Raw genomic sequence first — 13,122 nt, 5'->3', positions numbered from 1 at the left:
TTCGGTGCGGTGTCGGTGACCTCGATTCGTACCGTCGTGGTGTCGCAGGCCAACGAGCGATGGAAGTCGCGGCCGGGAATCCGGCCGTGCCGGACAGCTTTGGCGGCGCGCTCGGCGACGATCGGTGGGCAGGTGCGGACACTGAAGGTGATGACGTCCGCACCGAAGTTTCGGGCAACCCACCCCACTCACCAGGTGAGTGCGAGCGCGCCTACGCCTACATGGGCAGCGCAGGGAACACGACCACCGAGCCGTCCTTGCTGCGAGCGATCTCGATTGCCACGTCTGTCGAGCGGCTGTTGACCATGACGCCGTCGCCCAGCCTGCGAATCCGGTGTGCCGCGCGCATCAGACGATCGACTTCATCGGTCGTGAAGACGGGCCGCCAACCTTGCGGGCCTGCCAGCTCCAGCGCCGACAGACGTTCCAGGACACCGGCGATGCTCGACTCCAGTTCATCGAGGCGCTGCTGGTCACGCTTGAGTGCGCGGGTGAAGTTCTCGAACAAGTTGTCAGGGTCGCCCTGGGCATGCTCGACGGCTTGCAGGACGACGACCCGCCGCTTCAGCGCAATGGCCAAGGCAGCGAGTTCCAGGTGGGCGCGGAACGTGCCGCCATGCTCGTCGACGCCGGGGAACGACTTGGTCAGCGTGCCGATCTCGACGGGCTTGCCGTCGGGCAGCTTGTCGAGTGCGCTCTGCCACCGGGCAAGACGGCGGTCAGCGCGGCCCAGCGCCGTGTTGATGGCGTGCACTGCCGAGTCCAGTCCCAGGGAGACACCGAGCTTGCCCTGGTCGAGCAGAATGGCGGTGGCTTTGTCGATGGCATCCCGGCAGCCGTCGAGTTCGCTGTGCTCCTCTTCGAGTTTCTGTTTGTGCAGTTGCTCCAGCAGTTCCGTGATGTGTTCGATGGCCTGCTGGCGCTTGTGGTCCGCGTGCGCGCTCACCCCTACTGCTACGGCCATGAGCACGAGCGGCGCGGCCACGGTGAGCGCCGCACTGCCGGCGGCCGCGACGCCGGCTGTCGCACCGGCTCCGCCGACTGCCCCTGCTGCGGCCACTTTGCCGACTGGCACGAACGTCGCATTGGCGGCGATGCCCGTCGAGCTCATGAGTGCACTGTGGATGCCACCGGCCGCCGCCTTCGATGCCATCGGACGAACCATGCCCTGACCGAACTCGGCGGCAACCTTCGCCGGAACCACCATGCGATACAGGTTTTCGCCAGCAGCGGTCGCCCTGGCCGCCGTAAGGGAACTTCGCGTCGATTGCGTGATGAACTGTGACAGGTGCTGCGCCAGGGGACTCGCAGCATCGAGCGGGATACCTCGGCTGCGGTCGAGCCTGTCGGGCAGCGGATGCACCTCCAGCGTGGCAATCGGCGCGTCGGCCAAGGCGGCCAGCACATCGCGCAGTTCAGCCAGGCGCTCAGCCGTCATCGGCTCGTCTCCGGACAATACGGGTGCCCGGACGTCCCCGGTCGCCAGCGTCCACACCGGAACGAGTGCCTTGCGGGCTTCAGCCATCGTCTCCCCCTCTTTTCTTGCAACAACCTATGACGTACATCAGACAAGAACGGTACGAACCTCATGCATTCGGTTACCGGCGCTGCCTGCTGGTGAACTGACGATCACCAGGGCAACCCACCAGATCACCCACGGCCGCCAGGCCGCAGACGAATCGAGGCCGAAGGGTGCCCCGGCCGGCATGTCCAGCCGGGGCGTACGAATCAGACGTCGTCGTCCAGCCCCTCCTCGCGGCGGATCATCCGCCACGCGGCCTTGCGAGCGCTGCGGTCCAGACTGGACTTGAAGCCCTTGTCGGGGCCGAAGTACTGGCGGCCCAGGCCAGCGATGGTGTCGATGTGGTCGGCCATCTTGTCCGCGAAGACGTTGTCGAAGACGAGGCCGAAGTTGTCCTCGTCGTTGACGACGGCCGCCGCCCGCACCTTCGGGTCGGCCTTGGCCTCCTCGAACGGGCGGATGACGTCCTGCTCGGTGAACTCGGTGCCGAAGCGTTCGTTGAACTTCTCGATCAACTGCGAGAGCAGCGACTTCTCCGCTTCCTTGGCACCGCCCGACCCGTCACCGAAACCCTGCATCGTCGTCGGACCCTCGGAGGTGAGGGAGACGTCGTACTCGCCGGTCTTCTCCACCCGCATATGGCTGAGGTCGATCTCGCCTATGTCCACGCCGCCGTCCGCGCGGCGCGGCAGCCGGTTGAGGAGGTAGCGGCCGTAGAGGTGCAGCCGCTCCAGCTCGGCATCCCGATAGGGGACGATCTGCGCGAGGAAGCCGTACTTCCTGACGTAGTCGTTGAGGTCGGCGCGGAAACCCTCCGCCGTCTCCTGGTCGTCCTCATCCTCGCTGTCCTGCAGCGCGGTGAAGCGGGCCACCGCGGGAGACAGCAGCCGGTACAGCTCGGCGTGCAGCTTCTCCCACTTGGACTGTGAACCGGCGGCCTTCTCCTTGGCGGCGAAGTACGCGGCGGCGAACTCGTCCATCTCCTGCCCGGACAGGATCGGCGCCTGCATGACCCGGCTCTGCGCGGTGTAGAGCAGGTTGGGGTCGGAGGGGAGGGTGTTCGCCTCCTCGAAGTACGGGCGGAAGGACTCCTGTATGTCGTTGGCGTCGTTGACGAAGTCCAGTACCGCCAGGTCTGCCTGCGTCTTGCGTTCGGCGGTTCGGTTCAGCCGGGACAGCGTCTGGACGGCGGAGATGCCGGTCAGCGACTTGTCGACGTACATCGTCGTCAGCAGCGGCTGGTCGAACCCGGTCTGATACTTCTCCGCGACGACCAGGATCTTGTACTCCCGCTGGCCCGCACCGCCGGCTCGGGCGGCCTTGTCGTCGGCGCGCGTGTACGCGAACGCCTTCGGCAGCGCGCTCTCCGACAGCCCGCCGTTCTCCTTCGGCTCGGTGGTCTCCTCGCCGTCGACGGTGAGCGAGCCGGAGAAGGCGACGAGGACACCCAGGTCGGGGTACTTGCTGTCGTAGTCCCGGTCCTTGATGTAGCTCTTGATCGCGCGCGCCATCTGCACGGCGGACTGCCGGGAGGCGGTCACCACCATGGACTTGGCCCGCCCGCCGAGACGGCCACGGCTGTGCGCCACGAAGTGCTCCACGATCACCTGGGCATGCTGGGCAACCGTCGAGTCATGGGTGAGCGCGTACCGGGCGAGCAGGGAGTTCGCCTTCGACGGGTCGACCTCCCGCTCGTCGGGGTTCTGGTTCACCAGCTTCCAGTACGTGTTGTACGTGACGTAGTTGCGCAGCGGGTCGAGGATGAAGCCCTCCTCGATCGCCTGCCGCATGGAGTACGTGTGGAAGGGCCGGTAGGTCGCCTTGCCGTCGATGTCCTGCAACGTGCCGAAGAGTTCGAGGGTCTTGGCCTTGGGCGTGGCGGTGAACGCGAAGTAGGAGAGGTTCGCGGCGCGGGAACGCTGCTCGGCCCTCTTCTTGAGCTGCTCGTCCAGGGTGGCGGCCGCGGCCTTGACCGTGGTGGCGCCCGCGTCGTCGGAGTCGGAGTCCAGGCCGAGGTCGCGCAGGGCGGACCGTACTGCGGTGGCGGCGTCGCCGGACTGTGAGGAGTGCGCCTCGTCCACGATGATCGCGAAGTGGCTGCCCTGGATCTCGGTGGGGTTGCGCTGGAGGTAGTCCAGCAGCGCCGGGAAGGAGTGCAGGGTGACGGTGACGATCTTCCCGGTGTCGCGGGAGAGGGCCTTGGCGAGCTGTTCGCCCTTCGCCCCGAGCTTCTCGTCGATCTTCACGACCAGGCCGGCCGTCTGCTCGAAATTACCGACCGTTTCGCGGAGCTGGGCGTCCAGGTTGCGGCGGTCGGTGATGACGATGACCTTGTCGAAGACCGGCACGCCCGGCTTGAGGCCCTTGGCGACGGCCTCGGCGTCGAGCTCGCGCATGTCGGTGGGGGTGTGCAGGTCACTCAGGCGGTGGGCGAGCCAGCCGATGGTGTTCGACTTGCCCGAACCGGCGGAGGCCATGACCAGGTAGTTGTGGCCGGCGCCGTGGGTGGAAGCGTGCGCGGTGAGCTTCTTGGCCACGTCCCACTGGTGGAACCTGGGGAAGATCATCGTCTTGGTGGTGCCGCCGCCGGGCGTCTTGCTCTTGTGCAGGTGTACGAACCGCTGGAGCAGGTCCAGCCAGTTGTCCGGCTGCCAGACCTGCTCCCAGAGGTAGGACGTGGCGTACGTGCCGAAGGCGGTCGGGGCCGGGTTGCCGGCGCCGCCCGGCTGACCGGGACCGTTAGAGCCGGTGTTGAACGGGAGGAAGCGGGTGTTCTTGCCCTTGAGCTGGGTGGCGACGAAGACCAGGTCCGGGTCGACGGCGAAGTTCGCGACGACCCGGCGCGTGAAGATCAGCTCGGTGGGGTCGCGGTCGGTGCGGTACTGCTCCTTGGCCTGCTCCACCCCTTGCTTGGTCAGCGGGTTCTTCAACTCGGCCGTGGCAACCGGGATTCCGTTGAGGAAGAGGGAGAGATCGAGCCGGTTGCCCCAGTCGGCCTGCTTCGTCGCGTACTCGAGTTCGCGGACGACGGTGAGACGGTTGGCCCGGTAGCCGTCGAGCACGGAGTCGTGGGCGACGAGGTTCGGCTTGAAGTACGCGACGCGGAGCAGGACACCACGGTCCTTGACGCCGTTACGGAGCACGTCGAGGAGGCCGTTGGTAGCGATGGCCTGGTCGAGGCGGCCGGCGAACCCGCGCTGCGCCTCGTTCGCATCGCCGCCGTAGACGGTGAGCAGCTCGCTCCACTCGTCGGGCTGGGTCGCCCCGATGAAGGTGAACAACTCGTTGGTGTCCAAGCCGAGATCGGCCCGGTAGTCCTGCGGACGCGCCTCGCGCCAGCCGCGCTCGACCATGGCGGCGACGATGGCGTCACCGAAGGCGGACTCGCTGTGGATGGGGCTCATGGCTACGCAGTGGCTCCGTCCGTTACGTTGCGCCCGCTGGCGGTGGAGACGTCGAGCTGGCCGGTTACGGCGGCGGTGATCAGGGCTTGGCGGCGTTCGGATTGCAACCTCAATCGGCGAGACAGAGCACGCTCAACTGTCACCGTGTCCTTGGCGATCTCTTCCGTGCGTGCCACTACACGCCGTTGTGCGTCGAGAGCAGGAACAGGAACCTTCATGAAGCGCACGTTGCCGGCTTCTAGGTGCGGGTGAAGCGCCCCCGTCTGCTCCCGCAAAAGCGCACTCCGACCCCAGTGGCTTCGAAATGCATGCCACAGGTATCGAGGAGAGAGGATGCTCCTGTTGGTCCGCGCGATAAGCAGGGCATGACAGCTGGCGCCCACATACTCGTCATCGACCAGGCCGACCTCACCGATAGCGCCGGTCTGGACGATAAGAAGGTCTTCGAATCCGAGACGAATCCGCGGCCGTTCTTCAGCCCACTCCTGCTTCACGAAGTACGGCTTTCGCGCGAAGTCAATTCTGCCATTCTTGATGTGCAGAGACTGAAGATAGCGAACCCCGTCATCTGCGAATAGGCCGCGCGTTGGGCCGACATATCCATTCGTCAACTGATTCAAAGCATGGTTTAGTGACAGCATGCGCCAGTCGGGGTTAGCGGTTTCAGGCTCGATCACGTTGAGATCAGGCCCACCTTCACCCTGAACGCTGTCATGGAATGCCACGCTTTGTCGTTCCGCGACAAGTTTCTGTTGGCGTTCGGTCGCGCGATTCAGTCCGTCCATGCGGGCGGTCTCGGCGTCGAGGAAGTCGGCGATACGGCGCTGCTCCTCCAGCGGTGGAGACGGGATCTCAAGCTCACCAATGAGCGCAGCGCTCAGATTCTGCAGCCCCGTCGTTGAGGAGCTCAACTTCCTAATCTGCTGCTTGGCGTACGTACTATTCATGAAGTACCACGCGAATCGCGAGTTGTGGGTTGGTGCGAAACGGAGTCTCTGCAGGAAGTTCGAAAATGAAGCTCCTGCCGATTCGTCACCAACGTATCCGGTCTTTCCCAGGTGGGCGTCACTACCACTGGATCGCACGACCAGAAGGTCACCTCGGGCCAGACGTGTTCGTGAAATATCCCGTTCGGTCAATGAACGATTTGCAGGGTCCTTAGAATTCAGGTTTCCGTCGAGATCAATCTCCGTAGACCGTAGTACAGGCACGCCGCGACCGTCTTCCGGGTCATCACCCCAAGCTCCCGAATCTGTATCCGCAAGGCAGTACTTGAGCTTCATCAATTCGTCACCTCCCCCAGCAGCGCCTGAATCTCCGCCTCCAGCGACTTCAACTCCGCGTCGATCTCGGCCAGCGGCCTCGGCGGCTGATACACGTAGAAGTGCCGCGTGAACGGGATCTCGTAGCCGATCTTCGTCTTCGTGTGGTCGATCCACGCGTCCGGGACGTGTGGCAGCACCTCGCGCTTGAGGTAGTCCTCGACGTCCTCACCGAGCGGGACGTTCTCGTAGTCCCGCAGGTCCGCATCCGGCTCCGGTGCACCCTTGACCTTCTGCACCTCGCCCTCCGGGTCCCGGACGCCGACCGCCTCCCGTACCGCCTTCGCGAACGGCGCTCCCGTGGGCCAGGTCAGACCGGCCGCGACCACCGCGTCCTTGAGCGCGATGAACGCCCCGGACTTCGTCATCCACGTCGAGCCGAGCAACGTACACACCGCCGCGACGAACTCCTCGCTCCGCTCCAGCTTGGCCACGGGCTTGGCCTCCGCCAGCGCCGCCAAGGTCTCCTCCGTGACTTCGAAGCGCAGCTTTAGGGGGCGTTCGACGGTGATGCGCTGGTAGCCGAAGTCCTCGTTGGCGAAGACCTTCGCCTTGCCGTGCAGCGGGTGCTCGGGGTCCTTGGTGACCTGGAGGGCCTCCGCATACAGGCGTGTGATGTCGCCGATGTGGTCGGGGCGGCCGTTCGTCCCGTCGCCGAGCTCCTTGCGCTTGTCGCCGAGCGACTTGCGCATCTTCTGCCACTGGTCGCGCGCGTCGAGCAGGACGACCTTGCCCTTGTGGTCGGGATCCTTGCGGTTGGTGAGGATCCAGAAGTACGTGGAGATGCCGGTGTTGTAAAAGAGTTGGTCCGGGAGGGCGACGATCGCCTCCAGCCAGTCGTTCTCCAGGATCCAGCGGCGGATGTTGGACTCGCCGGACTCGGCCGCGCCCGTGAACAGCGGGGAGCCGTTGAAGACGATGGCGATGCGGGAGCCGCCCCCACCGTTCACGTCCACCGGCTTCATCTTCGAGATCATGTGCTGGAGGAAGAGCAGCGAGCCGTCGTTGATGCGCGGCAGGCCCGCGCCGAAGCGGCCGGCGTCACCGAGCGATTTGTGCTCGTACTCGACCTCCTCCTTGACCTTCTTCCACTCCACGCCGAACGGCGGGTTGGCGAGGATGTAGTCGAACGTGCGGCGGGCGTGGCCGTCGTCGGAGAAGGAGTTGCCGAAGCGGATGTTCTCCGGGTCCTGGCCCTTGATCATGAGGTCGGAGCGGCAGATCGCCCAGGACTCGGGGTTGAGCTCCTGCCCGTACACCTCGACCGTCGCATCCGGGTTGAGGGCCTTGATGCGATCGTCGGCGGCGCTGAGCATGCCGCCCGTACCGCAGGCAGGGTCCATGACCGTACGGACGATCCCCGGCAGGCTGAGGGCGTCCGCGTCGGGCGCCACCAGCAGGTTGACCATCAGCTTGATGACCTCGCGTGGGGTGAAGTGCTCACCCGCGGTCTCGTTCGACTGCTCGGCGAAGCGGCGGATCAGCTCCTCGAAGATGTAGCCCATGTTGTGGTTGGGCACGACATCGGGATGCAGGTCCAGGTCGGTGAACTTGCCGATGACCTGGTAGAGCAGGTTCGCGCCGTCGAGCTTCCTGACCTGCTGGTTGAACTCGTACTTGTCGAGGACCTCGCGGGCGTTGTCGGAGAAGGCGCCGACGTAGATCTGCAGGTTCTTTGCCGCGTTCTGCGGGTCGGCCGCGATCTTCCGCAGCGTGAGCTCGCTCTTGTTGTAGAAGGAGTGGCCCGAGGCCTTCCGCAGGAAGCGGTCGGTGTCGATGTCCTGGCCGGCGAAGCGGGCCACCGTCTCGACGACCTTGTCCCGTGTGGGCTCCAGGACGCATTCCAGGCGCCGCAGCACGGTGAACGGCAGGATGACCTTGCCGTAGTCGGACTGCTTGTAGTCGCCGCGCAGGAGGTCGGCGACGGACCAGGCGTGGTTCGCCAGTTCCGTGTGCTTGCTGCTGTTCAAGGTTTGCCGGGTTCCTTCCGAGCCGTTCCGCCGGGCGAGGGGGTGGTGCGGCCGAGTGTGGTGGATGAGTGAAGAAGTGCGCCAGGGTCCGTCAGGACGATGTCGTCTCGGGTGGGAGCAGCGCCCCCGCTGTCAGGCCGGTGGTCAGGAGGTCCGCATATTCGCGGGCCAATTCGGTGGCCTGGCGGGCGGCGGTGCGTAGTTCGTGGACGCGGCGGAAGGCTTCGCCGTAGCGGCGCTGCTCCTGCAGGGGCAGTAGCGGTACGCGTAGCCGGCCGGGTTGGAGGTGGATGGTGGTGCTGCCGGTGGATGCCCCGGTGATGTTGTCGTGCGCGCCGACGAAGCCCGTGAGGAACCAGGGGTCCAAGCGTGTTGGGTCGGGACGCAGAAGGTAGAGGTCATGGCCGAGTAGGACGCCGATGTCCTGCTCGTCGGCCAGTCGGGCCATGCTCCCGCCGTCCCCTGTGAACACGCGTACCAGAATGTCCCCTTCGGTGATAACGGGTGACGACTTCAAGGGCATGCTGTCGAGGAATGTGCCGGAGGCGGGTACGCCGTCCGCGATGTCAGTGCCGTAGAGGACCAACCGTCCGGCGTTCTCGGCCCTCCATTGCGCGCCTTCGGTCTTCTCCCGGGTGTCGGGAGCTGCCCGCAGGATCTCCAGGGCGCCGCCGCGGGCGAGGTCGGAGATTGTGGCTGTGCGCCACTGCCGTGGGGAGTCGCCGGTGGGCTGCCATGTGCCCTGAGCGGCCTCGACGAGGAGGTCGGCGTGCTCGGTTAGTTGCTTGCGGTGGTCGTCGGCTTGCCGCGCCACTTGGGCTGGGTCGATGTCGGCGGGCAGGGCGCGGACCTGGCGGGCTGGGGTGAGGTCGACGACCTCGTCAAGGAGGTCCAGTACAGGCACGGCCCGGGCGATGCCGGGCTCGTCGGAGAAGGACTCTGGGCTGGCGCGGAAGGCCGTCCAGTGGTCCAGCACGATGTCGGTCAACTCGTCCCAATCCAGGGCGTCGCGGCGTCGGCGCGTCCCCGGCGAGCTGAGCGTGCTCCCGGCCGTGTTGCGTGGCCTGTCTTGTTGCCGCTCGGCGCCGGCGTCCACGAACAGCACCGAGGTGCGGTCCGAACCGTCAGGCTCTGGGGTCTGGAGGATCCACAGTTGGAGTCCGATGTGCATGGGTGTGGCCGCGCCTGATGGCAGGGCTACGACGGCGCGTAGGGCGCCGCCACGGACCAGTTCGGCGCGCACGCGGCGGCCCGAGGCGCGGGCGGCGATGGCGGGGGGCAGGAGCAGCACCGCGTAACCGCCGGCGCGCAGGTGGGCAAGGGCGTGCTGGATCCAGGCGAGTTCGGATTCCATGCGTGGTGGGACGCCGTAGGCCCAGCGGGGGTCGTAGGCCAGTTCGTCGTGGCCCCAGTCGCGGTCGCCGTAGGGCGGGTTGCACAGCACCGCATCCATTGGGGGCTGAGGGAAGGCGTCGTGGCGCAGGCTGTCGCCGGCCTGTACGGCCACCGCCGCGTCGGGCGTGGCCAGCAGCAGGCGCACTGCACTGCGTTGGGCCTGGACCGGCAGGGCGTCCTGGCCGTACAGCTCGCGGGGGCCGTAGCGTGCGGCGGCGGCCAGCAGGGTGCCACTGCCGCACGCTGGGTCCAGGACTCGGGCCGTGTCCGCGGGTAGTAGGCGTGCCATGAGGTCGGCCAGGCGGTCGGGGGTCTGATAGGTGCCGGTGGAGGCGCTGTCGTCCAGTTCCCGCTCTGCGAGTACGTCGAGGGCCACCTGGGCGCCCTGCTCCCGTACGCAGTGGATCAGCGCCCGCACGATGCCCGCGTCGGCTGCCGTGAAGGGGGCGGCCTCGGTCTGGGGAACTGTGTCGGCGAGGTCGGCGACGGCGGCGTCCGCGTGTGCGGCGAGGTCGGCGTCCGACAGGTCGGCCAGCACGGTGAGCTCGTGTGGGGAGCGGCGGGAGGTGGCGAGGACCAGAGGGAGAAGTGATGCGGCCGAGCCCGCGTCCGCGGGGTGCAGTCGCAGCAGAGTGCGCAGCTCCTCGGCGGGGGCGGCAGCGGAGGTCTGGCCGCGGGAGCGCAGCCAGGCACGCACGGTTTCCAGGTCGTAGAGCGGGCTGGTCTCGGTGCCGCCGGCTGGCGTTGGGAAGTCCTCGTGCCGACGGCGCCAGTTGCTGACGGTGGCGCGTGTGACCCCCGCGATGCGGGAGATCTCCGCGGCTGTCACCTGGGCTGACGGCTGGGCCATGACGTGTTCCCACCTCTCGTCGGGTACAGCGAACACACTACACCATCCACTAAGCCCGAAAACAGGATTGACAGTGCTTTCATTGTGATGCTTATCTGTAGACGCTTCCGGCTGCCACGGCCGGCGGGAGCGTCCCTGGGGGAGTCGGTACGGCCCACCCCGGGACAGCAGACGAAGCCTCACAACTGGAGAGACCTGCTTGACCGAGACGGGCGATCCCGAACTGACCTTGTACTACCGCCACTTGGCGCAGTTGCTGAACCGCGATGCCGACGCGAACTTCCGGGCCCTGCTGGTCCAGGCCCGCCACATCACCGGCACGTCCCACGAGACCACCCTCTACGACCACCAGCAGGCATTCCGCCTTCTGTGGCGCCATCTGGAGCGCAGCGGCTACCTGCGCCGCGCCCGCCGCGAAGCCCAAGCCCGCCTCTCCTCCGGTCACGCCGCGCCCGACGAGCGCGCCGACCTGGAGCTGTTCCTCACCGTCTACGGCCAGGTCCACCCGTCGACCGCGACCGGCGCCTGACCCGCATGCCCCATCAAGCGGGCGTCTGGCGCCGCCCGCCCTCTCTCCCGCTGTCCCGTCACGAAGACAAGGAGGCAACAACTGCCATGGGTCGTCGTTCTCCCCTCGCCCACGCATCCCGCCCCGCCACGTCCACTCGCAGCTCTGTGTGCGTGAACGACAGGGTCAAGGCCGTCGCCGGGCCGATCGTGCTGGCCACGGACGCCTCGGTGGGCCCGGACCGGGTGGCCTCCGGCTACCTCGCCACCACCGGCCATGCCGGTCTGCGTGCCCACATCTACCCGAAGTACCTCGTGCACCCTCGCTCCCGCGTGGTCGTCACCGAACTGCGCGCCGTGTACTGGGGTCTCACGACGGTCCTTCACACGCACCCCGGCCGGGCCCATCGAGGTCCGCGTGGACAACCTGCAGGCGCTGCGGCACCTGCACAGCTGGCAGCAGGGCGGGACGGACATGCCCGAGGGCTACGACACCCACCTGCGCTCCCAGGGGCGCCGGCCCTGCCTGGTCAAGCTGCAGTTGCTCGCCGAGTACACGCCGGACCTGACGTTCGTCCACGAGAAGGCCCACGCCGGTCACCCCCTCAACGAGGCCGCCGACTCCCTCGCCAAGCTCGGCCTGCGGTGCGTGCGCGGCGTCGTCCCGCGCACCGAACTCCCGCGCCTGGTCCCGCTGTGGGCCACAGGCGCCCTCGCCGCCTGGGCCGCCTGACGCACATCCCAGCTCCACACGTCATACGCACCCGCAAGGTGCATCTACATCCCCTGGAGGGACCATGAGCCAGCAGCAGTACCCGCAGCAGCCCCAGCCCGGTTGGGGCGGCCCGCAGCAGCAGGGTTACGGCACTCCGCCGTTTCAGCCGCAGCCGCCGAAGAAGTCGAAGGCGGGGAAGATCGTCGGATTCGGCTGCCTCGGCGTCGTTGCCTTCTTCGTTCTGATCGGCATCGTCGCCGCGGCCAGCGGCGGAAACGGCGACTCCACCGACACCAGCGCCAAGGACAAGGCCGTCGCAGCCGGCCGCACGCCGGAGTCCGACAAAGCCGAGGCGACGCCCGCGCAGAAGACGAAGACGCAGGCCGAGCAGTTCAAGGCCTGCGTCGCCAAGTCCGGTACGACTACGGAAAAGAAGGCCGTCCAGCACGTGACGAAGGTGACCGGCGCGGACAAGCGGAACGACATCCTGGACTCGGCGGAGGTCTACACCGACTTCACTGGCGGGCTTACGAGCGGCAACCAGGGAGACGCGAAGCTCATCGCCTCCGCGTTCACGTCCTGCTACGAGTCCAAGAACGGGCTCGTCAGCGTCTACGGCCAGGATGGCGACCTCATCGCCAACGCCAACTACTGATCTCTTCGGCCAAGGCCGTGACGGTGGCACGACGGCAGCTCATTCTTCAGCGGCAAATGGACCGACACCAACGCCGGCTGACCGGCTGACCGAACGGGTCAGTACGCCTTTGAGTGCGGCGGCGCGGAATTGCCCCGCCGCCTCGGTGTCGCCCCCGTCACGACCTGCTGCGAGGTGCTCACCCTCCGATTCCGTACCTGAAGGACAACCGTGAACCGAGTCAACATCATCGCCATTGCCGCCTGCGGGTTGACCGCCCTGTCCGTCACCGCGGCCACGGTGGACCACGTCACTACCCACTCTGCGCTCGCCAGCGCCCGCCGCCAGGTGGCTGCTGCCGACCATCGCGCCCGTCAGGCCGCATCCCGCCCGCCCAAGGTCGTCACCCATACGGTCACCAAGACTGTGGACAAGCCTGTCTTCGGCCGCTCAACACTTCTCGGCGCCTACGCGTCCGGCGTGATATCGGGGGGCGTGTACGCCGACGACGGCAGCATGACCTACACCGCGAGCGACAGCACGTGCTCACAGGAGTACGCCCAGATCTCCCAGGTGCCCACCGGCGGTACCGTCCACCGCGACGACTTCATGAAGGCGTGCCTGACTAACGTCAACGACACCGCCAAGGCTGACTCTGCGCCCTGACTGGCCTTGGCGCTGACCTGTAGGTCACAGGGCGGGTGGGCGCGGCCCCCCTCAACGGGGCCGCCGACTTCCTCGCCAAGCTCGGCCTGCACTGAGTGCGTAGAGCGTCCCAGGCACCGAACTCCCGTGCCTGGTCA

9 protein-coding genes are annotated in these 13,122 nt (G+C 66.9%); 4 read left to right on the top strand and 5 right to left on the bottom strand.

Going from position 1 to position 13,122, the window contains the following annotated elements; all coding sequences use genetic code 11:
* Nucleotides 1-217 precede the first annotated feature (217 nt).
* The 5 genes from ACFYX0_RS32270 to ACFYX0_RS32250 all read right to left on the bottom strand — a co-directional run bounded on the left by ACFYX0_RS32270 (nt 218) and on the right by ACFYX0_RS32250 (nt 10,463).
* Nucleotides 218-1,525 (bottom strand): hypothetical protein, encoded by a 1,308-nt coding sequence (locus ACFYX0_RS32270; RefSeq protein ID WP_388975541.1) that lies wholly within the window; start codon nt 1,523-1,525, stop codon nt 218-220.
* A 203-nt stretch (nt 1,526-1,728) separates the two neighbouring features.
* Nucleotides 1,729-4,926, bottom strand: coding sequence for a type I restriction endonuclease subunit R (locus ACFYX0_RS32265; RefSeq protein WP_388975538.1), 3,198 nt, complete (start codon nt 4,924-4,926; stop codon nt 1,729-1,731).
* A 2-nt stretch (nt 4,927-4,928) separates the two neighbouring features.
* The gene (locus tag ACFYX0_RS32260; protein WP_388975535.1) at nt 4,929-6,209 is read right to left on the bottom strand and encodes a restriction endonuclease subunit S; all 1,281 of its coding nucleotides are present in this window, start codon (nt 6,207-6,209) and stop codon (nt 4,929-4,931) included.
* Nucleotides 6,209-8,218: an N-6 DNA methylase gene (locus ACFYX0_RS32255; RefSeq protein WP_388975532.1), complete on the bottom strand. Its 2,010-nt coding sequence runs from the start codon at nt 8,216-8,218 to the stop codon at nt 6,209-6,211. Before ACFYX0_RS32255 ends, ACFYX0_RS32260 begins: the two co-directional genes overlap by 1 nt.
* Nucleotides 8,219-8,309: 91 nt before the next feature.
* Nucleotides 8,310-10,463, bottom strand: coding sequence for an N-6 DNA methylase (locus tag ACFYX0_RS32250; protein WP_388975529.1), 2,154 nt, complete (start codon nt 10,461-10,463; stop codon nt 8,310-8,312).
* Between the two features lie 199 nt (nt 10,464-10,662).
* On the opposite strand from ACFYX0_RS32250, the gene ACFYX0_RS32245 reads away from it, so the two are divergent.
* From ACFYX0_RS32245 to ACFYX0_RS32230, 4 genes are all read left to right on the top strand, one after another.
* Nucleotides 10,663-10,992, top strand: coding sequence for a hypothetical protein (locus ACFYX0_RS32245; RefSeq protein ID WP_388975526.1), 330 nt, complete (start codon nt 10,663-10,665; stop codon nt 10,990-10,992).
* 396 nt (nt 10,993-11,388) lie between these two features.
* Nucleotides 11,389-11,703 (top strand): hypothetical protein, encoded by a 315-nt coding sequence (locus ACFYX0_RS32240; RefSeq protein WP_388975524.1) that lies wholly within the window; start codon nt 11,389-11,391, stop codon nt 11,701-11,703.
* A gap of 64 nt (nt 11,704-11,767) precedes the next feature.
* Nucleotides 11,768-12,340 (top strand): hypothetical protein, encoded by a 573-nt coding sequence (locus ACFYX0_RS32235; protein WP_388975521.1) that lies wholly within the window; start codon nt 11,768-11,770, stop codon nt 12,338-12,340.
* A 210-nt stretch (nt 12,341-12,550) separates the two neighbouring features.
* The gene (locus ACFYX0_RS32230) at nt 12,551-12,985 is read left to right on the top strand and encodes a hypothetical protein (protein ID WP_388975519.1); all 435 of its coding nucleotides are present in this window, start codon (nt 12,551-12,553) and stop codon (nt 12,983-12,985) included.
* The last annotated feature ends 137 nt before the right edge of the window (nt 12,986-13,122 follow it).

Source organism: Streptomyces sp. NPDC002573 (assembly GCF_042889625.1).
Lineage (GTDB): Bacteria > Actinomycetota > Actinomycetes > Streptomycetales > Streptomycetaceae > Streptomyces > Streptomyces gibsoniae.
Note: the sequence above shows the minus strand (reverse complement) of the source record. Positions and strands in the feature narration are given on the sequence as shown.